The sequence below is a fragment of the Streptomyces cahuitamycinicus genome (assembly GCF_002891435.1).
Taxonomy (GTDB): domain Bacteria; phylum Actinomycetota; class Actinomycetes; order Streptomycetales; family Streptomycetaceae; genus Streptomyces; species Streptomyces cahuitamycinicus.
The window spans coordinates 1-22,758 of record NZ_POUC01000094.1 but is presented as its reverse complement, the minus strand read 5'-3'; the positions used below and the strand labels follow the sequence as shown (position 1 = coordinate 22,758).

The following is a 22,758-nucleotide window of genomic DNA, read 5'->3' as shown; positions in this document are numbered from 1 at the left end:
GGAAGACCGCACGTTCCGCAACCCCACGCACGTCCCCTCTCCCTTCTCCCCTTGTACGCACCCTCAGGAGACCCCGGTGAAAGATGTTCGGATAGGCCGCAGAGTGTTCCTTCGCGGAGTCGGCGGCGTCGCGGCAGGCGTCGCCGCGACGTCGCTCACCGCCTGCGGCACCGGCACCAGCCGCGCCGCCTCCGGCGGCAAGGGCGGCGGCAAGTCGGTGGTCGTCCGCGACAGCGGCGGCACCTTTGGTGAGGCTCTCCAGAAGGCGGTCTACACGCCGTTCACCCAGGAGACCGGCATCAAGGTCCAGGCCGTCAACCTCCAAAGCACTCAGATGCTGGCCCAGATCAATCAGGGCCGCCCTCAGTTCGACCTCATCAACAACTCGATGATGGACCACATCAAGTTCGCGGCCCAGAACGCCCTGGAGCCGCTGGACACAGACCGGATCAAGAGCCTCAAGAGCGCCAAGATCCCTCAGAACCAGATCACCGGCCATGCCGTCGGCAACAGCTTCTACGGCCAGTGCATGGCGTACCGCACCGACGCCTTCGGCGGCCGCAAGCCCGAGTCGTGGGCGGACTTCTGGGACACCAAGGCGTTCAAGGGCAGCCGCTCGATGTGCAACCCGGACGCCGACCTGCCCGAACTGGAGTTCGCGCTGCTGGCCGACGGCGTCCCGATGGACAAGCTGTACCCGCTGGATGTGGACCGCGCCTTCAAGGTGCTGACCCGGCTTCGGGACGACATCAAGAAGTTCTGGGACAGCGGCCCGCTCCCCGGCGTGCTGCTGAGCCGCGAGGAAGTGACGATGTCCACCGTCTGGGACGGCCGGATCGCCGATCTGCAGAAGCAGGGCGTCCCCGTCGCGCGGCAGCTCAACGGCATGCGCCGTCAGTTCCAGGGCTACGGCATCGCCAAGGGCGCCGCCCATGTGGACGCCGCCTACCGGCTCATGGACTACTCGCTGCGTCCCGATGTCCAGGCCCGCCTGGCGAAGACCTTCCCGTCGAACCCCTCGTCCCCGGTGGCCTACGAAAAGCTCACCAAGCAGGAGCGCGGCACTCTGGCGGGTGCGCCGCAGTACTACGACAAGGGCTTCGACGCGGACATCAACTGGTGGATCAAGAACGAAGCGACCGTCACCAAGCGCTGGTTGGAGTGGGCTCGTGGCTGAATTCGGTATCGCCGCACCGTCCGTGAAGGTGACCGGCGGCAAGCTGCCCACCGCGACCGGCAAAGCGCTGTCGGTGGTGGCCCTGCGCAAGACGTACGGGGACGTCGTCGCGGTCGACGAGGCGTCCATGGAGATCGCCGCCGGGGAGTTCGTCACCTTCCTCGGCGCCTCCGGGTCGGGCAAGACCACGACCCTGATGATGCTCGCCGGTTTCTGCGAACCCGACTCCGGCACCATCACCGTCGGAGATCGCGACGTCACGAAGCTCGCCCCGCAGAAACGCAACCTCGGCTTCGTGTTCCAGCAGTACCTGCTCTTCCCGCACATGACGGTCAGTGAGAACGTCGCCTTCCCGCTCACCCTGCGCGGGGTGCCCAAGGACGAGATCCGCAGGCGGGTCGGGGAGACGCTGGAGATCGCGGGCCTGTCCGGCTTCGGCGGTCGTCGCCCCCGGGAGCTGTCGGGCGGTCAGCAGCAGCGTGTCGCGCTGTGCCGGGCGCTGGTCTACCGTCCGCCGGTCATCCTCATGGACGAGCCGCTGGGCGCCCTGGACAAGAAGCTCCGCGACCAGCTCCAGGTCGAGATCAAGGCCATCCAGCAGGAGCTCGGCCTGACCGTCATCTATGTGACGCACGACCAGGAAGAGGCCCTGGTCATGTCCGACCGCATCGCGGTGATGCGCAACGGCCTCATCGAGCAGTTCGACACGCCCAGGGAGCTCTTCGAGCGGCCCAGGACCCCGTTCGTCGCGGACTTCCTCGGCGCGGCCAACTTCCTGCCCGGCCGCGTCGAGCAGCACACCGACGAGCACACCCTGGTCCGCCTCGACCAGAACGGGAGCCTGCTGACGGCGCGCCGCCACGACCTCGCCACCGGCGCCGCGGTCAAGGCCGCCGTCCAGCCGGGCCGCCTGCGAGCCTGTGCCCCGGGAGACGGCTTCTGCGCCGGCACGGTGGAGATCGCCACGTATGTGGGCACCATCGTCCGCGCCGGTGTACGCATCGACGGCGGCGAGGCACCGCTGCTGCGCCTGGAGATACCGGCCGGCCGCGGACCCGTCGCTGCCGAACGGGTCGGCGTCACCGTCGATCCGGGCGACGTCAACCTCTTCCCGACCGAACAGGGCGGGTGAGCCATGGCCGCCACCCTCACCGCCGGCGCCCCCACGCGCACCCGCAAGCTGCTGGCCTCCCGTAGAACGCGAGTCGGGATCCTGTACGCGCTGCCGGTCGTCATCTATCTGCTGGTGCTGTTCGTCTACCCGATCTTCAGCACGCTGTTCCTCAGTCTGAAGAACGCCGACGGATCGCTGACGCTGCACTGGTACGTCGAAGCGCTGACGGGCATCAACCTCTCCGTGCTGTTCACCACCGTGCGGATCTCCGCGGAGACGGCGCTGTTCAGCCTCCTCTTCGGGTTCGTCCTGGCCAACGCCATCTCACGGCTCAAGCCCCTGTGGGCCGGCGTGGCCATGCTGATCGTGGTCGTCCCGCACTTCATCAGCGCCCTGGTCCGCACCTACGGGTGGATCATCCTGCTCGGTGACAAGGGCCTGGTGAACGAGACCCTGGGCCGGCTATGGGTTCCCGGGGCGCCGTTCCAGCTGCTGTACAACGAGATCGGCGTGGTCATCGGCACCACCTCGGTGATGCTGCCCTACACCGTGCTGCTGCTGTACGGGGTGATGCGCGGCGTGGACCGCAGGCTGCTCGCCGCCGCGGCCAGCATGGGCGCGGGACGCGTGACGATCTTCCGCCGGGTCTACCTGCCGCTGGTCGCCCCCGGCCTGGCCAGTGCCGGACTGCTCAGCTTCATCCTGTCGCTGGGCTACTACATCACCCCCGCCCTGATGGGCGGCCCCGACCAGACGATGATCGCCTCGCTCATCAACCAGCAGGTGATGAAGCAGAACCAGTGGAACGGGGCGGCCGCCGAAGGCGTCGTGCTGCTGCTGATGACCTTCGCGGGACTGCTGCTGATCAAGGTCGTGACCTCGTTCGGCGCCAGCCGGAAGAAGAGGAGTGCGTCATGATGGAGCTGCGCAGAACGCTCGCCGGACGCATCTCGCTGACCGCGGTCGCCACCGTGATCCTGCTGTTCCTGGCCCTGCCGATCGTCGTCATCCTCGTCACCTCCTTCAGCAACAACGCCTTCGCCGCGTTCCCGCCGGACTCCTGGACGCTGGGCTGGTACAAGACGCTGTTCGCCGACGGAAGCAAGTGGCCGGCAGCGCTGTCGATGAGCGCCCTGGTCGCCACCATCAGCACGGTGTTCTCGCTGATCATCGGCGTGACCGCGGCGACCGCGCTGACCCGCAGCGAACTCCCGCTGCGCTCCGCGGTCTACGCCCTGGTCCTCGGGCCGCTGCTCATCCCGCAGATCGTCACCGCCCTTGGCCTGTTCCTGCTCTTCGAACCGGCCGCGATGCTGGGCAGCCCGCTCGCCATCGCCCTCGGCCACACCGTGCTGGCCTCACCGATCGCGGTCCTCATCCTGATCGCCACCCTGCGCGGCATCGACGAACGCCTTGAGGACGCCGCCGCCAGCATGGGCGCGAACCGGCTGACCATCGCCCGGCGGATCACCTTCCCCCTCGCCGCCCCCGGCATGATCGCCGCCGCGATCTTCTCCTTCATCACCAGCTTCGACGAGTTCTACATCTCCCAGTTCCTGTCCTCCGTCGACACCGTCACCCTGCCGGTGCAGATCTACAACTCCCTGACCTTCGACATCGATCCCAGCGTGACCGCGATCAGCGCCATCCTCATCGCCTTCGCGATCCTCGCCCTCGTGCTGGTAGCCGTCGTGCGCTGGCTCGGCTCCGGACGTCAGGACTCGCTGCTGTCGGTCGAGACCGCGACGGGGATCGCCACCCCTGGAGGTGAGACCGTATGACCACCACGACCGCTCAGCGGCACCTGCTGCTGAACATGACCGCGAACGGCTCGCTCACCCCGCAGGGCAGGGATCTGTTCGTCGTGCGCCACGGCGAGGGACCGTACCTCGACGACGCGGCCGGCAACCGCTTCATCGACGGCCTGTCCGGGCTGTACTGCTGCCAGATCGGCTACTCCTACGCCGACGAGATCGCCGAGGCGGCCCAGAAGCAGCTGCGCGAACTCTGCTACAGCCCCCTGTGGTCGGAATCCGCGCACCCCACCGGCCTGGAACTCGCGGAGCGCCTCGCCGCCCTGGCCCCCGACGGCATCGAGCACGTCTTCTTCAGCGGCGGCGGCGCCGAGGCCGTGGAGACCGCCTGGAAGATCGCCCGCAAGTACCACACGCTGCGCGGCGAACCGGGCCGCATCAAGGCGATCTCCCGGCGCGGCGCCTACCACGGCCTGACGCTCGGGGCGCTGTCCTTCACCGACGACGCCGGCCTTACGGAGCCGTACGGTCCGCCCGCGGTGGAGACCCACTTCGTCGCCAACACCAACCACGCGGCCCTGGAACAGCCGCTGGACGAGGCGGCCTTCACCGCGTACCTGCTCGCCGACGCGGAGGCCACGGTCCTCGCCGCGGGACCGGAGTCGGTCGGCATGCTCATCGCCGAGCCGGTGCAGAACCGGGGCGGTTGCATCACCCCACCCGCCGGCTACTGGGAGGGCCTGCGCCGACTGGCCGACCGCTACGGCTTCCTGCTGGTCGCCGACGAGGTCATCACCGCCTTCGGCCGGCTCGGGGAGTGGTTCGGCGGCGAGTGCTACGGCGCCCGCCCGGACATCGTCACCGTCGCCAAGGGCATCACCGCCGGCTACGCCCCCATGGGAGCCACCCTGGTCGCGGGCAACGTCGCGGAGGTGATCAACCGACCGGGCGAGGTCCTCAACCACGGCTACACCTTCAGCGGCCACCCGCTGAGCGCCGCCATCGCCCTGCGCAGCCTGGAGATCATGGAGCGGGACCGCATCCTGGAGAACGTCCGCGGCCTCCGGGGCCACCTGGACGGGCGCATGACCTCCCTCGGGGACCTGCCGATCGTCGGCGACGTCCGCGGTGCCGGCTTCTTCTACGCCTGCGAACTCGTCGGAGACCTCGACGGCGGCGGCTTCAGCGACCGCGTCCGGGCCGATCTGGTCGCCGACCTGATCCCGCGCCGCCTGCGCGAGGCCGGTCTCCTGGCCCGCGTCTACAACCGGTCCGCGCCTCTGGTGCAGATCGCCCCGCCGCTGATCAGCGACCGGGCCCTCCTCGACCGGATCGCCGACATCCTCGCGGACACCCTCGACGAGGCCTCCGCCCGCCTGTGAGCCACGGATGACACCCGTGGCTCACGCTTTCGAAAGGAACTCCCTGATGTACTCCATCGGTCCGCTGACCGTCCCTCCCGGCGAACGCGCCCAGGGCCTCATCCCGGTCGGCACCAGCAGCTACGGCGTCGAGCTGGGCATCCCGCTCATCGTCGTCAACGGCGCCCAGGACGGCCCGGTGCTGTGCGTGGACGCGGGCGTGCACGGCGACGAGTACGACGGCCAGGAGGCCATCCGCCGCGTGCTCGCCGACATCGACCCGGCCACCCTGCGCGGCACCCTCGTCGGCATCCCCTGCATGAACACCCCCGCGTTCGAGGCAGCCGCCCGCACAAGCGGCCTGGACTACCTCAACCTCAACCGGATCTTCCCGGGCGACGCGGACGGCTCGTACTCGCTGCGGCTGGCCGCCACCTTCGTCGACCAGGTCGTCCCGGCCATCGACGCGCTCGTAGACCTGCACACCGGCGGCACGTTCGGCGAGATCGCCCCCCTGGTCATCCTCCAGGGCGGTTACGAGGAGCTGGCCACGGACCTGGCTCTGGCGGCCGGGCACGAGCTGGTCTGGAAGGGCGGCAAGTGGGGCGGCACGGTCCGCCACCCCACCCTGGCGGCGGGCAAGCCGGCGATCACCATCGAGGCGGGCGGCGGCACCTACCGGGAGTCCAACGTCGAACTGCACGTCGACTCGATCCGCAACATCATGCGGCAGCTGAAGATGATCGACGGCGAGGCGAAGCTGCGCGACAGCTACACGACCACCGCCGGCACCTTCGCCCGCTCCGCGTCCGGCGGCTTCTTCCTCGGCCACGCCGAGCCGGGGGAGACCTGCAAGGAGGGCGACCTGATCGCCCACATCGTCGACCACTACGGCAACACCCTGGAAGAGGTGCGCGCCCCGCAGAACGGCGTTGTGCTCTGGGTGCGCCGGATCCGCACCGTCCGTCCGGGCGACGAGGTCGTCATCTTCGGAGAGGTGCTGGAGGAGATCCGGCCATGAGCGGCGACACCCAGTTGCTCCTCGTCGGCGGCAAGCAGGTGCCCGCCGCCGACGGCCGCGTCTTCACCGTCCTGGACCCGTCCGACGGCACGGCCATGGCCCAGGTGGCGCTGGCCGGCCGCACGGACGTCGACCAGGCCGTGGCCGCGGCCAGGGCAGCGTTCACGGCGCCCGAGTGGGCCCGGATGCGCGCCGCCGACCGGGGCCGGATCCTGTACCGGATCGCCGAGGCCATTCGGTACCAGGGCGAGAGGCTGGCGCGCCTGGAGAGCCAGGACACCGGCAAACCGCTCAGCCAGGCGAAGGCCGACGTCGAGGCGGCGGCCCGCTACTACGAGTTCTACGCGGGCTTCGCCGACAAGCTCGGTGGCACCACGATCCCGCTCGGCCCGGGGCTGCTCGACTACACCGTCCGCGAGCCGATCGGCGTCTCCGGCCAGATCATCCCGTTCAACTACCCGCTCCAGAACACCGCGAGGGGCTCCGCCCCGGCGCTGGCCGCGGGATGCACCGTGGTGCTCAAGCCCTCTCCCGAGGCGCCGCTGACCCCGCTGGAGATCGGCCGGATCGCCCTGGAGTGCGGCCTGCCACCCGGCGTCCTCAACGTCGTCCCCGGCGACGGTGAGACCGGCGCTGCCCTCGCCGGACACCCCGGCATCGACCAGGTCACCTTCACCGGCTCGGTGCCCACCGGCATCAAGGTCGCCCAGGCGGCCGCCGCCAACGTGGTGCCGTCGGTCACCGAGCTGGGCGGCAAGTCGCCGTTCGTCGTCTTCGCCGACGCCGACTTCGACCTGGCGCTGAAGGCGATCCTGGGCGCTTCGTTCAGCAACGCGGGACAGATGTGTTCGGCCGGGACGCGCCTGCTGCTGCAGCGCGGCGCGGAGGAGTTCCTGGACCGGCTGGTGGAGAAGATCGCCACCCTGCGCGTCGGCCCCGGCCTGTCCGACCCGGACATCGGCCCGCTGGTCGCCGCCCGGCAGCGCGACCGGGTGCTGGGCTATCTCGACCTGGCGCGAGAGGAGGGCGCGACGGCCCGTGCCGGTGGCGGCGCGCCGTCCGACCCGGCCCTGGCCGACGGCTACTACATCGAGCCGACCGTCCTCACCGGCCTGACCAACCAGGCCCGTTGCGCCCGCGAGGAGATCTTCGGCCCCGTCGTCACCGTCATCGGCTTCGACGACGCGGACGAGGCCCTGGACATCGCCAACGACAGCCCTTATGGCCTCTCCTCCTACGTCTGGACCCGCGACATCGACAAGGCGATGCGCCTCGCGGAGGGCATCCGCGCCGGCCAGGTCTCCGTCAATGCCACCGGCGTCGGCACCGGCGTCGAGCTCCCCTTCGGCGGCTACAAGCACAGCGGCTGGGGCCGGGAGAAGGGCCTGGAAGCGCTGGCGAGCTACACGCAGACCAAGAACGTCTGCATCGGGTTCGGGAGCCGGTCATGAGGTATCGCACGCTCGGGGAACGCGGCCCGGCCGTCTCCGTCGTCGGGGTCGGTGGCAACAACTTCGGCTCCCGTCTCGACGAGGACGGGACGAAGGCCGTCGTCCACGCGGCACTGGACGCGGGGATCACCCTGTTCGACACCGCCGACATGTACGGCGGCTTCGGCGAACAGGCAGGCGCCCGCGGTGACGGCGAACGCCTGCTCGGCGCCGCCCTCAAGGGCCACCGCGACGACGTCGTCCTGGCCACCAAGTTCGGCATGGAGATGGGCCCGGACGCCGACCAGTACGGCCGGCGCGGTGCCCGCCCCTACATCCGGCACGCCGTCGAGGCGTCGCTCCGCCGCCTCGGCACCGACCGCATCGACCTGTACCAGTACCACGAGCCGGACGGTGTCACCCCGCTCGACGAGACGATCGCCGCCCTGCGTGAACTCGTCGACGAGGGCAAAATCGGCTCCATGGGCTGCTCCGCTCTCCCGGCCGGGGAGCTGAGCGATGCCTTCGTGTCCACCCAGGCCCGCTACCACCTGCTCGACCGCAGCGTGGAGGACGACCTGATCCCGGCCTGTCTGCGCCACGGCGTCGGACTGCTGCCGTACTACCCGCTGGCCAACGGCCTGCTCAGCGGCAAGTACCGGCGAGGTGAGCAGCCCCCGCCCGGCAGCCGGCTGTCCTGGCGGCAGGGCTGGCTCACCGACGCAGCCCTCGACCGCGTCGAGGCGCTCACCGCGTACGCCGCCGACCGCGGCCTGACCCTCCTCCAGGTCGCCGTGGGCGGACTCGCCGCACTGCCCGCCGTCGGGTCCGTGATCTGCGGCGCCATGAACCCCGGGCAGGTCACCGCCAACGCGGCGGCGGCCGACTGGATCCCCGACGCGGCCGACCTCGCCGCACTCGACGCGATCGTCACCCCCGGCGAACAAGTCGTCTGAAACAACCGACTCCCCTCCGACATACGCGAATCGAGGCTGAAACACCATGCGAGAGATCGTCACCTTCGACGCCTACGGCACCCTGATCGACTTCCAACTCGGCCCCACCACCCTCAAGGTCATCTCCGACCGGCTGGACCTGGACAACCTGGACGTCGACGAGTTCCTCGACGACTTCCGCGTCATGCGCTTCCAGGCCGTCCTGGAGGCCTACCGTCCCTTCCACGAGATCCTGCACTCCAGCCTGCGCAACGCCATGCGCCTGCACGGCCTGGAGTACCGCACGTCCGACGGCGACGCCCTCGTCGAAGCCGTCCCCACCTTCGGGCCCTTCCCCGAGGTCCCGGACGCCCTGCGCGCCCTGAAGACCAAGTACGAGATCGCCATCATCTCCAACACCGACGACAACCTGATCGCACGTAACGGGCAGAACATCGGCGTCGAGTTCGACCACGTCATCACCGCCCAGCAGGCCGGCGCCTACAAGCCCGACCGCCAGACCTTCGAGCACGCCTTCAAGACCATCGGCGTCGAGCCCTCGCAGGTCATCCACACCGCCCAGGGCTGGGAGTACGACCAGATCCCCACCCGCGACCTGGGCCTCAAGCGTCGCGTGTGGATCAACCGCTTCGGCCACCCCGGCAGCGTCGACTACCAGCCCTACGACATGCTGCCCGACCTGTCGGGCCTGCCGAAGCTGCTCGGCTGCTGACAACACCGCTACGGCGACCAGGACAGAGAACACGACAGGACGCATGCCATGAAGCAGATCCCCTACTGGCTCGACACCGCCCCCGCCCTGCCCGACCGGTCCGGAAAGGAACTGCCCGACGAGGCGGACGTGGTGGTCATCGGCGGCGGTCTCACCGGCCTGTCCACCGCCTACCACGCCGCCCGCAAGGGAGCCCGGGTCGTCCTCGTCGAGAAGGACAAGGTCGGCTCGGGCGCCTCCGGCCGCAACGGCAGCATGTGCACCCAGGGCCTCACCATCGGTGTCGGTGAGGCCCGCAAGCGCTACGGCCAGGAGCGCGCCCGTGAGCTGTACGACTCCTTCCGCGAGGCGGTCGACGTCGTCGAGGAACTCACGCACACCGAAAAGATCGACTGCGACTTCAACCGAGCAGGACGCCTCGGTGTGGCCTACAAGCCCCAGCACTTCGAGTCGATGAAGGCCACACAGCGCGACCTGGCCGACAACTTCGACCACGAGACCCACCTCCTGACGCGCGGCGACCTGAAGTCCGAACTGGGCTCGGACTACTACCACGGCGCCCTTCTCGACCCGCTCAGCGCAGCCCTGCACGTGGGCAAGTACGTCCACGGCCTGGCCGAGGCCGCCGAACGGGCCGGCGCGGCGATCCACGAGCGCAACGCGGCCACCGGCCTCACCCGCCTGCCCGGCGGCGGTTTCCTGGTCGAGACCCTGCACGGCACGATTCGTGCCCAGCAGGTCATGGCCGCGACCGACGCCTACACCGACAAGGCGCTGCCGTGGTTCCGCAAGCGGCTGATCAACGTCGGCAGCTTCATCATCGTCACCGAACCGCTCGGTGAGGCACGCGCCAAGGCGCTGATCCCCAACGGCCGTCTGGTGGTCGACTCCAAGAACATCGGCCACTACGTCCGCCTCACCCCCGACAACCGCCTGGCCTTCGGCGGCCGGGCCCGCTTCGCGCCGTCCGACCCGGCCTCCGACGTCAAGAGCGGAGACATCCTCAAGCGGGAGATGACGGAGATCTTCCCGCAGCTCGCGGGTGTGCGGGTCGACTACGTCTGGGGTGGCATGGTCGGCTTCTCCTGGGACCGCCTCCCGCACGCGGGCGAGGAGAACGGCCTGTACTACTCGATGGGCTACTGCGGTCACGGTGTCCAGATGGCCACGTACATGGGCCGGGCGGTCGCCGAGATGATGGACGGCAAGCCGGAGGCCAACCCGCTGCGCGGCCTGGGCTTCCCCAAGGTCCCCGTCCCCTTCTACAACGGCACGCCCTGGTTCCTGCCGTTCGGTGGTGCCTACTACAAGGTGAAGGACCGCCTGCGCTGAGGGGACGCCGGAAGCGGTGACACCGCGGGGGCCTTTTGCGCGTGCGATGCGAGAAGGCCCCCTGCCGTCTCCCGCAAGGAGATCGACGCCGCGATCACCCGCGTGCTCGAAAGCGGACAGCTCACCTGGGGCGAAGAAGTGCCGGGATCCGAGGAGGAGTTCGCGAGCTGGGTCGACGCCCGGCGCGCCGTCGCCGTGGGCTCGGGCACGGCCGCGCCGGACTGGCCTGATCCGGGGCCCCTGCCTGTTCCGCTCCGACCATCCGAGGCCCCCGCGCATCGGTCAGCGTCCTGTTCCGGCCTCCAGACGCGGCGTGCACTTGACGAGCGAGCTGGTGAAGGGGTGGCGTGGCTCGGTGAGGATGCGCTGGGCCGGTCCCTGTTCGACGAGTTCACCGGCCTCCAGGACGGCGATGCGGTGGGCCAGGGCCGCGGTGTCCAGGTCGTGGGTGATCAGGACCAGGGACAGGTTGCCGCGGTCGCGGACCAGCGCCGTGAGGGTGTCGAGGATGCCGCGGCGGGTGACGGTGTCCAGGCCGGAGGTGATCTCGTCGCAGATGAGAACGCGGGGCTGGGCGAGGAGCGCGCGGGCGAGGGCGGCGCGCTGGAGTTCGCCGCCGGACAGCCGGCCGGGGCGTCTGCGGACCAGGTCCTGCGGAAGACCGAGGATGCTCAGGGTGGTCAGGGCTTCCGTCTCGGCGGCGCGGTCGTCGATGCCGCGCAACCGGACCGCGGTACGGGCGACCTGGTCCAGGACGGGCCGGTACTCGTCGAAGGCGGCGCGCGCGTCCTGGAAGACGTACTGAACGGCCGCCAGGTGGGCGCGGGTGCGGTTTCGGAGGCTGCGCGGCAGGGCGGTGTCGTCGAGGAGGACCTGCCCGTCATGGTCGCGGTGGAGCCCGGCCAGGCAGCGGGCGAGAGTGGTCTTGCCGCTGCCGGAGCGGCCGACGACGGCCAGGCATTCGCCCGGGTGCAGGTCGAGTTCGGGGGTGCGCACCACCACGGTCGTGCCCCGGGCGCCGTCGCGGTGGCGGGCGGTCAGATCGCGTACCCGCAGGACGGGCCGCTCGGTGCCGGCCGAGTTCACCTGCTGCGTGAACTCCGGTTGCTCGCGGAGGAGTTCGCGGGTCCATGCGTGCCGGGGTGCGAGCCATACGCGGTGTACGGGACCCGACTCCACGACGCGGCCCGCCCGCATGACGTGGACGTCGTCGCCGAGGGCCCGTACGACGTCGAGGTCGTGGCTGAGCAGGACGACCGCGATGCCGCGGGCCGCCACGGCCGCCAACTGGTCGACGATGCGGCTCTTGGTCAGGGCGTCCTGGCCGGTGGTGGGTTCGTCGGCGACGATGACGCGGGCGCCGAGCAGCAGGGCCTGGGCGAGCACGACGCGTTGCTGCTGTCCGCCGGAGAGCTGGTGCGGGTAGCGGCGCAGCAGGGTCTCGGCGTCGGCGAGTTGAGCCTCGGCGAGGGCGTGCAGAACGCGTTCGCGTGCTGCTCCTCGGCGCCTGCCGCGGGGCAGGTGGCGCACCTGGGGGCGGGCGATGTCGGTGAGGAGGGCGCTGATGCGGCGGGCGGGGTTGAGGACGGCCGCCGGATGCTGCGGGATGTAGCCGACCAGGCCGTCGGCCGCCAGGCGTACGTCGCCGGTGACGCGGGCGCCGGACGGGTACTCGCCGAGCAGGGCCAGGCCGGTGGTGCTCTTGCCGCTGCCGGAGGCGCCGACCAGGGCCGTGACCTTGCCGGGCCGGGCCCTGAGGCTGACGCCGTCGACGATCGCCCTGCCGTCGATCTCGACGCACAGGTCGCGGATCTCCGCCACGGGATCCACGATGGTGTCTTTCTCTTGGTTCACGGACGTACTTCCTTCACTGTCCGGCGCCGGATGGTTCCGCCCGTGCTCCCGGACTCGGGTGTGCGGGCGAGGGCGCCTCGTCCCGCGCCCTTGTCCAGCGCGGCGTCGAAGAGGAGGTTGGTGCCCATCGTCAGGGTGACGATCAGCAGGGCGGGGACGACCACGGCCCACGGCTGGACGAACAGGCCGGTGCGGTTGCGGTCGACCATGACCGCCCAGTCGGCCGCGTCGGGCGCCACGCCGACGCCGAGGAACGCGGCCGTGGCGACCAGGTACAGGACGCCGGTCAGCCGGGTGCCGGCGTCGGCGGCCAGGGTGCGCAGCATGGAGCGGCCGACGTAGCCGACGGCCATGCGCCACCACGTCTCGCCCTGCATACGCAGTGCCTCGACTGCGGGCCGGGCGGCGGCCTCCGTGGCGGCGGCGCGTACGAGGCGGGCCGCGTCCGGCACGTTGACCAGCGCGACCAGCAGGGCGAGGCCGACTGCGCCGGGGGAGAACACCGTGGCGGCCAGCAGGATCAGCAGCAGCGACGGGACGGCGAGCAGCACGTCCAGGGGCCGCATCAGCAGCTCCTCCAGCCGGCGGTGGTGGGTGAGCGCGCTGACCAGGCCGATGGGCAGCGCCACGAGGTAGGCCAGGGCGGTCGCGGCGAGCGCGGTCAGCACGACCGGCCGGCCGCCGTGCGACACCTGCCGCCATACGTCGCGGCCGACGAAGTCGGTGCCGAGCCAGTGCCCGTCGCCGAGGGTGAAGGACGCGGCCCGTGGGCCCGGTCCACCCGCGAACACGGGGCCGAGCAGGGCGAGGCCGAGCGGCACGGCGATGACCGCGAGACCGAGTGCGAAGCGGCCCGTACGCAGGTTCCTCACGCGGCCACCCCCGCCCGCGGCGCGAGGCGGTGGGCGACCAGGTCGGCGCCGAGGTTGAGCACGACGGTCAGGACGCCGAACACCACGGCGAGGCCCTGGACGACAGGTACGTCGCGTTCCGCGACGGCGTTGAGCAGGACGGTGCCCAGTCCCGGGATCACGAACAGCGCCTCCACGACGATGACGCCGCACAGCAGCCAGTCGACGGTGCGCGCGAGTTGCTGGGCGGTGGGGGCCAGGGCGCCCGGCAGAGCGTGGGTGTAGCGGACGCGGGCGCCGGAGACGCCGTAGCGGTGGGCCTGCGCCACGTACGGGGCGGCGAGCGCGTCGATCATGCCGGCGCGTACCAGCCGGACCAGGGAACACACGGGCCGGGCCAGCAGGACGAGCACGGGCAGGACGAGCGCGGCCGGGTGGCCGAGCAGGTCGGTTCCGTAGCCGACGGCGGTCGGCGGCAGCCAGCCCAGCTGGATCGCGAGGACGGTCACCAGCAGCACGCCGAGGGCGAACTCGGGCACCGCGTACACAGCGAGCGTCACCGAGCTGATCAGCCGGTCGACGAGCCGCCCCTCGTGGCGGGCGGCCAGCACGCCGAGGCCGAAGCCGACCGGGACGAGCAGCGCCACGGTGAGCGTGGCCAGCAGCACGGTGGCGCCGAAGCCGTCGGCGATGTACTGGCTGACCGGGCGGCCGGAGGTGAGCGACGTGCCGAGGTCGCCGTGCAGCAGGCCCGCCGCCCAGTCGGCCAGCCGCTGCCACGCGGGCCGGTCCAGGTTCATGGCCGCGCGGATGGCCTCGATGCGGGCCGGGTCGGGCTGGTCCCCGGCGAGGGCGACGGCGGCGTCGCCCGGCAGCGCCTCGGTCAGCGCGAAGACCAGCAGCACCACGGCCACGGTCTGCAGGGCGCCGAGGACCAGCCGCCGGGCGACGAAGGAGCGCAGTCCGCTCACGCGAGCCACACCTTGTCGAAGCGGGCCCAGTCCAGGGTGTTGGCGGGTGCCTTGGTCTCAACTCCCTTCACCATGCGGGCCGTTCCGATGATCCAGTCCGCGAAGCCCCAGATCAGGAAGCCGCCCTCGGAGTACAGACGGCGCTGCATCCGCTCGTAGACGGCGGCACGCTCGGTCTTGTCGCGGGTGGACTGCGCCTGCTGGTAGAGCGCGTCGAAGTCCTTGTGCTGCCACTTGGTCGCGTTGGTGGTGGAGTCGCTGAGCAGGCGCTGGGAGATGTGGGCCTCGACGGGCATCGCGCCGGAGCGGTAGCAGCACAGGGTGCCGGAGTCGAGGATGTCGCTCCAGTACGAGTCCTTGCTGCCCATCTTCACGTCGACGGTGACGCCCGCCTGCTTCGCCTGGTCGCGGAAGATGCTGGCGGCCTCGGTGAAACCGGCGGCGACGGCCGAGGTGTCGAGGGTGACCTTGAGGTTCTCGGCGCCCGCCTGCTTGAGCAGGGCGCGGGCCCTGTCGAGGTCCTGCTCGCGCTGGGGCAGGTTGTCGGCGTAGTACTCGTAGCCCTTGCCGAACAGGTCGTTGCCGATCTCCCCGGCACCGGACAGGGCACCGTCGACGAGTTCCTTGCGGTCGGCGATGAGGAAGAACGCCTGGCGCACCCGCTTGTCGTCGAAGGGCGGCCGGTCGGTCTTCATGCAGAACGCCTGCATGGAGCTGCCCCGCAGCCGCACGATCTCGATCTGGCCCTTGCCCTCGTGGGCGCGGGCGGTGGTGGGGTTGAGTTCGTGGGCGTACTCGACCTGGCCGCCGAGGAGGGCGTTGACGCGGGCGGACTCCTCGTTGGCGATGACGAATTCGATCTCGTCGAGGTGGGGGGCGCCGTCCCAGTAGTCGTCATTGCGGCGGAGGACGGCGGAGCGGCCGGGGGCGAAGGAGACGAACCGGAACGGGCCGGAGCCGATCGGCTTCTTGTCGAACCCGGTCGCGTTCTCGGGCACGATGTACGCGCCGAACGCGGCCAGGATGTTGGGGAATTCGGCGGTGGGGCGCTTGAGTACGAACTCGATGGACCGCTCATCGGTGGCACGGCAGGCGTCGAGGTCGATGGGCTCCAGGGACGCCTTGGCGCGGAACGCCTGCTTCGGGTCGGCGATCCGGCGGTAGCTGTAGAGGACGTCCTTCGCGGTGACCGGCTTGCCGTCGTGAAAGGTGGCCTCGCGCAGGGTGACCTGCCAGCGGTCCAGGGTCTTGTTCGGCTCCCACTTCGCGGCGAGGCGGGGCTGGGCGGACAGGTCGGGGCCGTAGTCGGCGAGCTTGTCGAACAGCGCCTTGGCGCGGGCGACATCGGCGAAGAGGTTGGACAGGTGCGGGTCGAGGGTCTCGCCGGCGCCGCCGCCGGCGAACGCGGCGCGCAGCCGCCCGCCCCGCTTCGGTGTGCCGTCGCCCTTGTCCTCGCCGCCGCCGGGGCCGGAGCCGCCGCATCCGGCGAGGGCGAGCGTGCCGAGCGAGGCGGCGCCAGTGGCGGCGAGAAAGCCGCGGCGGCGCAGGCCCGGGAAGCGGTCAGGGGAGGGGAGATGACGGGTGGATTCGTCGTGCATGCGGGTTTCCTCGGTCTGTGTGGTGTGCCGTTGCGGTGCGGGGGGCGGCAGTCTTGGGGCGTCAGGACGCACAGGCGGACTCGGTCAGGCAGGCTCGGTCAGGCGGGCCACCACGTGCAGCCGGTCGGCGTCGGCGGTAGAGCCGGGGAGCCGGCCTTCGTGCCAGGGCGGCTCGGTGCGCGGGCCGGGCCCGTCGTGGAGCTCCAGGACCTCGAAGTCGTGCGCGGCCAGCAGGTGGTGCAGCTCCTGCGGGAACAGCAGCCGCCACGCGGAACGCTGCTCGACGGGCTCCGACCCGTCGTCCGCCGTCCACACGCGCGTACGGCGCAGGATCTGTGCCGTACGGTCCACCGTGAGCGTGGTGGTGGACCGGTAGACGGTGCCCTGCCAGGTGAACTGGTTGATGGTGGGAGCGTCGAGCAGGTCGGTTCGGCCGAGGAAGTACGCGCCGTTGCGCATTTCCGTGACGAGCAGGCCGCCAGGGGCGAGTGCGCGGCGGCAGGAGGACAGGAAGCCGCCGAGCTGCTCGTTGTCGTGGCAGTACAGCAGGGCGCTGTCCAGGCACACCACAGCGTCGAACACCCCCTGGCCGAGGTCGAATCCGTGCAGGTCGGCGCGGACGTACTCGGGCCCGGGATGGTGGGCGCGGGCGTGGTCGAGCATCGCCTCGGACAGGTCGGCGCCGGTCACCTCGCGGCCGGTGCCCTGCAGGTGGGCGGCGTCGCGGCCGGTGCCGCAGCCCATGTCCAGCACACGCGGTCCCGCCTTGTGCCGCCGCAGGCAGTCCTCCGTCCAGCGTCCGGCCAGCCGGTCCGGGTCGGGGAAGCGGGCCTCGTACAGATCGGGGTTGTCCGTGAGCAGGTTGCGCACACGCGCGGTCGTCGTAGAGGTCATGTCGGTGTCCTTCCTCAGGCCGTCGCGGGTACGGCGGGCTTCGAGGGTGTCGGCAGCGACCCGAGACGGTGCAGCCAGGCCACGCCGAGCGCGGAGGCAAGCCCGAACAGGGCACAGCAAGCCCACGGCAGCCAGCCGCCGGCGCCCCGCTCACCGGTGTCCATGGCCCAGCCGACGACGGTGTTGCCGACGGCGGCGGCGATGCCCGAGACGACGTAGAAGATCCCGAAGTAGGTGCCGGTGAGCTCGGGCCGGCCGAAACCGGGGATCAGCTCCATCACGAACGGCTGGGCGATCATCACCCCGAGGTAGAGCAACAGGGCTCCCGCCAGCACGGGCAGGGCGCGCAGGGCCGCGTCGGCCACGCCGTCCGGTCCGCCGGACGTACCCGCGACCACGGCGGGCGGCAGGAAGGCCAGCGCCATGAGGCCCAGCCCCGCCGAGATCCAACGGGCCCGGTTTCCGCGCTGCTTGAGAGCGCGAGTAATACGCAGCTGGAGCGCGAGATTGGCGAGGGTGCCGACGACGAAGACGAGGCCGGCCGCGCCGTCCCAGCCGGTGGCCTGCCGTGCTCCGTCGGGCAGGAGCAGGTACAGCTGGTTCTCCAGGGTGAACATGCCGACCATGGCGAGCGCGAAGGCGAGGAACGCGCGGTTGCTGACGACCTCGCGCCAGTCCGCGAGCACCGTGCCCTTGCTCGGCTCGACCTGCCGTGCGGGAAGGACCAGGGCCTGGGCGACGGTGAGGACGGCGAAGATCCCGGCGGCGGTAAGGGCCGACGTACGGAAGTCCACGAGCAGCAGCGCGCTGCCCAGCAGCGGACCGATCAGTGCGCCCGTGGTGGCGAACACGTTGAACAGGGCGAACGCCTCCGCCTTGCGCTCGTCGGCCTCCTGGGCGATGTAGGCGCGAACGGCCGGGTTGAACAGCGCGCCGGCGAAGCCGCTGAGCACGGAGGCGGCGAGCAGCACCGCCAGGTTGTCACCGAGGGCGAACAGCGCGAACCCCACCGTGCGCAGGGCGCACCCCGCGATGATCACGCCGCGCGCGCCGAGCCGGTCGGCAGCGGAACCACCGATGATGAACAGGCCCTGCTGGCTGAGGTTGCGCACGCCGAGGACGACGCCGACGACGGCGGCGGACAGGCCCAGGTTCTCGGTGAGGTGGGTGGCGAGGTAGGGGATGAGGAGGTAGAAGCCGGTGTTGACGCCGAGCTGGTTGACCAGCAGGAGCTGGACCGCGAGCGGGAAGCGGCGCATCTCACGCCACGTCTTCACGGCTCACCTCCCGTGGCTCGACGCCCAGGCCGGGCAGGCCACTTGCCCGTACGTAGCCGTCCTCCCCGCCGATGCCGGTCCAGGGGTCGTGGGCGAGCAGCAGGTGTCCGTCGAGGTCGGCCCAGCGGGCGCGGTCGGCGAGGTGCACGGCGGGCGCGAGTCCGAGGCTGCTCGCGGTCAGGCAGCCGAGCATCAGCTCGGTGCCGCTGCCGTCGATCAACTCGGTGATGCGCAGGGCCGTGTGCACCCCGCCGCACTTGGCGAGCTTGATGTTGACGCCGTGGACGCGTCCGGCCAGACGGCGGACGTCCTCAAGGCTGACGGCGTCCTCATCGGCGATGACCGGCAGCGGCGAGCGTTCGGCCAGGGCGCCCAACGCCTCAGGATCGCCGGGTGCGACGGGCTGTTCGACGGCTTCGACACCGAGGTCGGCGAACCGGGGCAGCAGCGCCTCGGCCTGCGCCGTGGTCCAAGCGCCGTTGGGGTCGAGCAGCAGCCGGACCCGGGGCGCGGCGTCGCGGATGACGCGGACGCGCTCGACGTCGTCCTCGGGATCCGGGGCCCCGGCTTTCACCTTGATGACGTGGAAGCCGCTCGCCGCGAGACAGCGGGCCTGCGCCGCCGCGTGGGCGAGCGACGTGATGCCGATGGTGCGGGCGGTCGCGGTGACCGGAGCTTCCGGAGCGCCGAGGAGCCGGTGGACGGGGCTGCCCGCACGTTTGCCGACGAGGTCGAGCAGGGCCGCCTCGACGGCGGCGATCACGGCCGGGGGAGTGCCGTCACCGGTCAACTCGTCCTCCCGCAGAGCCTCCAAGGCGCTCTCCGGATCGCCGAAGCGGGCAAGATCCGTACCGACAGCCCCGAAGAGCCGACCGAGGGTCTCGGCGTCGAGGCTGTAATAGACGCTGGTGACGGCCTCACCATGTCCGGTGAGGCCCTCGTGCTCGATACTCAGCCACACGGCGTCGCGGGCGGACATCGTCGAGCGAGAGATGCGCAGTGGCTCGGTGAGTTCGAGGCGTACGGTGCGCCGGCTGGCCTTCACGGGTTCCTTTCCGCATGGGGGACGGCCTTCAACGGGTCGTGGACGCGCGTGCACCGCACCCAGCCGGTGGCCTCGGCCGCGTACGGGTGCGGGATCTCCACGGGCCGGGTGGCCGCCGTGGACGGGTCGAGGCCGTGGGCGGTGGTGAAGTCGTCGTCGTAGACGGTGCCGAGGTAGCGGTGCGGGCCGTCGGGGAAGACGGTGGCGACGACCGCGCCCGGGTGGACGCGGGCCGCCCAGGCGGCGACGCGGGCGGCGGCACCGGTGCTCCAGCCGCCGCTGACGAAACTGCCGCTGGCCAGGCGGCGGCAGCTGTCCACGGCCTCGGCCGGGCCGACCCAGTGGGCCTCGTCGAAGGCGTCGTAGGCGACGTTGCGCGGGTGGATGCTGCTGCCCAGGCCACGCATCAGCCGCGGCCGGGCGGGCTGGCCGAAGATGGTGGAGCCGGTGGAGTCCACACCGATCAGCCGCAGCGCGGGCCAGTGGCGGCGCAGCGGGCCGATGATCCCGGCGCTGTGCCCGCCGGTCCCGACGCTGCACACCAGGATGTCCAGGTGGTCGAGCTCGACGGCGAGCTCGGCGGCCAGAGAGGCGTAACCGGCACTGTTGTCGGGATTGTTGTACTGGTCGGGCCAGTACGCACCGGGCAGCACGGCGAGCAGCTCGCGCAGCCGGGCCAGCCGGGCGGCCTGCCAGCCGCCCTGCGGCGCCGGACGGTCCACGATCTCCAGCCGCACCCCGTGAGCGCGCAGCAACTGCCGCATGGACGGTTCCAGTTCACTGTCGCCGACCAGCACGACGGGGTGGCCGAGAGCCTGCCCGGCGAAGGCGAGCCCGATGCCGAGGGTGCCGGAGGTGGACTCCACGACCGGGGCACCGGACCGCAGTTCGCCGCGCTCGCGGGCACCCATCAGCATGGACACGGCGGCCCGGGCCTTCATGCCGCCCGCGGCGAGCCCTTCGAGCTTGGCCCAGAAACCGGGGTGGGGTTCCGGGAGCCCGGCGGTGATGCGCACCAGAGGGGTACGGCCGAGCAGGGTGAGCAGTTCGGGGCGGGCGGCGGGGAGTACGGCGGTCGCGGTCACCGGGAGCCTCCTGCACCGTCGGCGCGGTAGCGGTAGAGGGTGCCGGGACCGCCGTCCAGCCAGAAGAAGGGGTACGGCTCCGCGCACACCGCGCTCACCCCGTGGCCCAGGAGGCGGGGCAGCACGGCGCTGCCGGTCTGGGCGAACATCACCAGCTGCTTGCCGTTCCGCAGAGCGTGCTCCCGCAGCGGCTCGAAGGTCCCGTTGCCCAGCGTCATCCCGGAGACGAGCAGCGCATCGCACCGGCCGGCCTCGGCCGACGCGTCGGTGACGACCTTCTCGTCCCACTCCGTGGCCCCGCCCTTGAGATCGCACGGAACATAGGCCATCCCCCGCGAACGCAGTGCTTCCAGCAAGGAGTTGACGACGCCGATCACGAGCACCGTCGCTCCCGGCGGCAGGTCGAGCAGCTCGACCACCGCCCGCGCCCGGGCCCGGGACTTCTCCAGCGACGTCCCGGCCGGCAGCGACACGGGCCGGGCCCCGTTGTCCGGGGTGTGCGGGGTGACGTGCATGAGGTAGGCGTCGAGGGCGGCCACGCGCACCGGAAGCAGCGGGTGCTCCAGCAGCCGGGCCAGGTCCACGCCGACGCAGTCCTCGACCGCGCTGTCGGGCAGCGTGCCGGGTTCGACCGCGCAGGAGCCGACGGCTTCGGCCAGGCGCAGGCTGAGCACCTCGTTGCGGTAGCCGGTGCCGCGCCCGGTGTGCCGTACGGCCTGCCGTGTGGTGAAGGCCACGGCGATCCGCAGGGCGGCCGGGTCCGGGCCGAGTTCGCCGGCGCGGGCCCGCGCCATGAGTTCGTCGTACGTCGTCACGCGGGGGGACGCCGAGGTGGCGGAGGTCATCGGATCACCAGCCCGGACCGCAGCTCGCCGAGCAGGACCTCGACCCGGTCGCGGGCGCCGAGCCCGTCGGCGTCGCCGACCATGACGTGTCCGAGGTACTCGTTGTTGCTGCCCGCCGCCTTCACCTGCCCGCCGGGCTCGGCGAGTTGCATCTCCAACACGTCCGGCACGGTCCGCAGGTGGCCGCCGTCCAGCGCCTCGAGCGTGCCCGCGGTCTCCGGGACGAGGAAGCCGATGGCGGCGCTGCGCAGTCCGGTGTCCGTGCGCCGCAGGTCGGGTGCGCGGCCCAGGGAGACCTCCACGAAGGCCGCGGCCAGGTCGATGCCGGTGACGTGGCGTATGAGCTCGGTGATGCGGTTCCCGGCGGGCCGGGGGTTGACCTCGACCACGCGCGGTCCGGCGGCGGTGAGCTTGATCTCGGTGTGCGCGACGACGCCGTCGGTCAGGCCGAGCGCCTTGAGGGCGCCGAGTGCGGTCTGCTCAGCTGCCTCGGTGTCCGCGGTCGGCAGGGCGGCGGGGAACATGTGGCCGGTCTCGATGAACGCGGGCGCCCCGCCGACGCTCTTGTCGGTCACGCCGAGCACGTGGACCGCGCCCGCGTGCGAGACGGTCTCGACGCTCACCTCCGGGCCGTCCAGGAGTTCTTCGAGCAGCACCACGGGCGCCCGCCGCTGCCCGCGCGCGTTGACCGGGAAGTCGGCCAACGCCTTTACCACGACGGCGAGTTGGCCCTCGTCGTCCACCCGCCGCACGTACATGCCCGCGCACAGGTCGACGGGTTTGACCACGAGCGGGTAGCCGATCTCCCGTGCCGCCCGAGCGATGTCGGCCCACTCCTCGTGCACCGCGAAGCGCGGCCCGGGCACCCCCGCATCGGCCAGTACCCGTCGGGTGGCGTCCTTGCGGCAGGCGTTCCCGACCGCCTCGGGGCTCGATGAGGGCAGACCGAGCCGCCCGGCTATCCGCGCCACCGTCGGCAGGTAGTAGTCGCAGGACGTGATCACCCCGTCGAAGCCGAACACCGCGTGCAGCCGCTCGACTTGAGGCAGCAGGGCCCCGGTGTCGTTGGTGTCCGCCGTGATGACGTTGCGCGCCCCGAGCAGTGGGTGTGCCGCTCCTTCGGGCGCAGAGCGCAGGTAGTGATGCAGATCGCGGGTGAGGAACGTGAACTCGTGCCCCCCTCCCGTATCGCCCGTGGCAGCAGCCTGCTCATCGATCCGACCCAGCTCTCGACCACCAGCAGATGAGCCACAGCTCCCCTTTGTTCATGCCGTTTCGTGCGGTGTGGTTCTGACGTCCGGGCAGCCCGACGGAACCTCCCTGAGGAAGCGGGCCGGGCTTGACCGATGAACACGGTATCGGTAATCATTTTCATTTGTCACTACCTCAACGGACCCGACCGGAGACACTCCGTGATCTCACGCGTCCATCGCCGTGCCCTGCAGTGCGCTCTGGCAGCCGCCGCGGCGACTGTCCTGCCC

General features: G+C 71.2%; 19 protein-coding genes and 2 pseudogenes. 11 read left to right on the top strand and 10 right to left on the bottom strand.

The window, feature by feature from the left end; translation table 11 throughout:
* Positions 1-76: 76 nt before the first annotated feature.
* The 11 genes and pseudogenes from C1J00_RS15560 to C1J00_RS48090 form a co-directional block, all read left to right on the top strand.
* The gene (locus C1J00_RS15560; protein WP_102909671.1) at positions 77-1,177 is read left to right on the top strand and encodes an ABC transporter substrate-binding protein; all 1,101 of its coding nucleotides are present in this window, start codon (positions 77-79) and stop codon (positions 1,175-1,177) included.
* Positions 1,170-2,309, top strand: a complete 1,140-nt coding sequence (locus C1J00_RS15555; protein WP_102909670.1) for an ABC transporter ATP-binding protein — start codon at positions 1,170-1,172, stop codon at positions 2,307-2,309. The genes C1J00_RS15560 and C1J00_RS15555 overlap by 8 nt, the downstream gene beginning before the upstream one ends.
* A 3-nt stretch (positions 2,310-2,312) precedes the next feature.
* The gene (locus C1J00_RS15550; protein WP_102909669.1) at positions 2,313-3,209 is read left to right on the top strand and encodes an ABC transporter permease; all 897 of its coding nucleotides are present in this window, start codon (positions 2,313-2,315) and stop codon (positions 3,207-3,209) included.
* Positions 3,206-4,072 carry an ABC transporter permease gene (locus tag C1J00_RS15545; protein WP_102909668.1) on the top strand — a complete coding sequence of 289 codons (867 nt, stop codon included), beginning with the start codon at positions 3,206-3,208 and terminating at the stop codon, positions 4,070-4,072. Before C1J00_RS15550 ends, C1J00_RS15545 begins: the two co-directional genes overlap by 4 nt.
* Positions 4,069-5,427 (top strand): aminotransferase class III-fold pyridoxal phosphate-dependent enzyme, encoded by a 1,359-nt coding sequence (locus C1J00_RS15540; protein WP_102909667.1) that lies wholly within the window; start codon positions 4,069-4,071, stop codon positions 5,425-5,427. The genes C1J00_RS15545 and C1J00_RS15540 overlap by 4 nt, the downstream gene beginning before the upstream one ends.
* 46 nt (positions 5,428-5,473) lie before the next feature.
* The gene (locus C1J00_RS15535) at positions 5,474-6,427 is read left to right on the top strand and encodes a succinylglutamate desuccinylase/aspartoacylase family protein (protein WP_102909666.1); all 954 of its coding nucleotides are present in this window, start codon (positions 5,474-5,476) and stop codon (positions 6,425-6,427) included.
* Positions 6,424-7,878, top strand: coding sequence for an aldehyde dehydrogenase family protein (locus C1J00_RS15530; RefSeq protein WP_102909665.1), 1,455 nt, complete (start codon positions 6,424-6,426; stop codon positions 7,876-7,878). The genes C1J00_RS15535 and C1J00_RS15530 overlap by 4 nt, the downstream gene beginning before the upstream one ends.
* Positions 7,875-8,813, top strand: coding sequence for an aldo/keto reductase (locus C1J00_RS15525; protein ID WP_102909664.1), 939 nt, complete (start codon positions 7,875-7,877; stop codon positions 8,811-8,813). The genes C1J00_RS15530 and C1J00_RS15525 overlap by 4 nt, the downstream gene beginning before the upstream one ends.
* A 46-nt stretch (positions 8,814-8,859) precedes the next feature.
* Positions 8,860-9,525, top strand: a complete 666-nt coding sequence (locus C1J00_RS15520) for a haloacid dehalogenase type II (protein WP_102909663.1) — start codon at positions 8,860-8,862, stop codon at positions 9,523-9,525.
* Between the two features lie 48 nt (positions 9,526-9,573).
* The gene (locus C1J00_RS15515; protein ID WP_102909662.1) at positions 9,574-10,857 is read left to right on the top strand and encodes an NAD(P)/FAD-dependent oxidoreductase; all 1,284 of its coding nucleotides are present in this window, start codon (positions 9,574-9,576) and stop codon (positions 10,855-10,857) included.
* Between the two features lie 81 nt (positions 10,858-10,938).
* Positions 10,939-11,061, top strand: a pseudogene (locus C1J00_RS48090) (hypothetical protein); the annotation flags it as partial.
* 78 nt (positions 11,062-11,139) lie between these two features.
* On the opposite strand, the gene C1J00_RS15510 reads toward C1J00_RS48090, so the two are convergent.
* From C1J00_RS15510 to C1J00_RS15465, 10 genes and pseudogenes are all read right to left on the bottom strand, one after another.
* Entirely contained in the window at positions 11,140-12,711 is a 1,572-nt protein-coding gene (locus tag C1J00_RS15510; RefSeq protein WP_102909661.1) for an ABC transporter ATP-binding protein, read from the bottom strand.
* Positions 12,708-13,583, bottom strand: a complete 876-nt coding sequence (locus C1J00_RS15505) for an ABC transporter permease (protein WP_102909660.1) — start codon at positions 13,581-13,583, stop codon at positions 12,708-12,710. The genes C1J00_RS15510 and C1J00_RS15505 overlap by 4 nt, the downstream gene beginning before the upstream one ends.
* Positions 13,580-14,533, bottom strand: coding sequence for an ABC transporter permease (locus C1J00_RS15500; RefSeq protein ID WP_102909659.1), 954 nt, complete (start codon positions 14,531-14,533; stop codon positions 13,580-13,582). Before C1J00_RS15500 ends, C1J00_RS15505 begins: the two co-directional genes overlap by 4 nt.
* Complete coding sequence (locus tag C1J00_RS15495) at positions 14,530-16,131, bottom strand: ABC transporter substrate-binding protein (RefSeq protein WP_102909658.1); 1,602 nt, start codon at positions 16,129-16,131, stop codon at positions 14,530-14,532. Before C1J00_RS15495 ends, C1J00_RS15500 begins: the two co-directional genes overlap by 4 nt.
* A gap of 84 nt (positions 16,132-16,215) precedes the next feature.
* The gene (locus C1J00_RS15490) at positions 16,216-17,025 is read right to left on the bottom strand and encodes a class I SAM-dependent DNA methyltransferase (RefSeq protein ID WP_102909657.1); all 810 of its coding nucleotides are present in this window, start codon (positions 17,023-17,025) and stop codon (positions 16,216-16,218) included.
* Positions 17,026-17,039: 14 nt separating this feature from the next.
* Positions 17,040-18,302: an MFS transporter gene (locus C1J00_RS15485; RefSeq protein ID WP_102909656.1), complete on the bottom strand. Its 1,263-nt coding sequence runs from the start codon at positions 18,300-18,302 to the stop codon at positions 17,040-17,042.
* Positions 18,286-19,347, bottom strand: coding sequence for a mandelate racemase/muconate lactonizing enzyme family protein (locus tag C1J00_RS15480; protein WP_102909655.1), 1,062 nt, complete (start codon positions 19,345-19,347; stop codon positions 18,286-18,288). Before C1J00_RS15480 ends, C1J00_RS15485 begins: the two co-directional genes overlap by 17 nt.
* Positions 19,344-20,432 carry a PLP-dependent cysteine synthase family protein gene (locus C1J00_RS15475; protein WP_102909654.1) on the bottom strand — a complete coding sequence of 363 codons (1,089 nt, stop codon included), beginning with the start codon at positions 20,430-20,432 and terminating at the stop codon, positions 19,344-19,346. Before C1J00_RS15475 ends, C1J00_RS15480 begins: the two co-directional genes overlap by 4 nt.
* Positions 20,429-21,277: a Rossmann-like domain-containing protein gene (locus tag C1J00_RS15470; protein WP_102909653.1), complete on the bottom strand. Its 849-nt coding sequence runs from the start codon at positions 21,275-21,277 to the stop codon at positions 20,429-20,431. The genes C1J00_RS15475 and C1J00_RS15470 overlap by 4 nt, the downstream gene beginning before the upstream one ends.
* A pseudogene (locus tag C1J00_RS15465) lies at positions 21,274-22,529 on the bottom strand (ATP-grasp domain-containing protein). Before C1J00_RS15465 ends, C1J00_RS15470 begins: the two are co-directional and overlap by 4 nt.
* Positions 22,530-22,758 lie beyond the last annotated feature (229 nt).

Coding starts and splice junctions, on each gene's coding strand:
- C1J00_RS15550 (WP_102909669.1), top strand. CDS start 2,313: ATGGCCGCCACCCTCACCGCCGGCGCCCCCACGCGCACCCGCAAGCTG.
- C1J00_RS15545 (WP_102909668.1), top strand. CDS start 3,206: ATGATGGAGCTGCGCAGAACGCTCGCCGGACGCATCTCGCTGACCGCG.
- C1J00_RS15540 (WP_102909667.1), top strand. CDS start 4,069: ATGACCACCACGACCGCTCAGCGGCACCTGCTGCTGAACATGACCGCG.
- C1J00_RS15535 (WP_102909666.1), top strand. CDS start 5,474: ATGTACTCCATCGGTCCGCTGACCGTCCCTCCCGGCGAACGCGCCCAG.
- C1J00_RS15530 (WP_102909665.1), top strand. CDS start 6,424: ATGAGCGGCGACACCCAGTTGCTCCTCGTCGGCGGCAAGCAGGTGCCC.
- C1J00_RS15525 (WP_102909664.1), top strand. CDS start 7,875: ATGAGGTATCGCACGCTCGGGGAACGCGGCCCGGCCGTCTCCGTCGTC.
- C1J00_RS15520 (WP_102909663.1), top strand. CDS start 8,860: ATGCGAGAGATCGTCACCTTCGACGCCTACGGCACCCTGATCGACTTC.
- C1J00_RS15515 (WP_102909662.1), top strand. CDS start 9,574: ATGAAGCAGATCCCCTACTGGCTCGACACCGCCCCCGCCCTGCCCGAC.
- C1J00_RS15495 (WP_102909658.1), bottom strand. CDS start 16,131: ATGCACGACGAATCCACCCGTCATCTCCCCTCCCCTGACCGCTTCCCG.
- C1J00_RS15490 (WP_102909657.1), bottom strand. CDS start 17,025: ATGACCTCTACGACGACCGCGCGTGTGCGCAACCTGCTCACGGACAAC.
- C1J00_RS15470 (WP_102909653.1), bottom strand. CDS start 21,277: ATGACCTCCGCCACCTCGGCGTCCCCCCGCGTGACGACGTACGACGAA.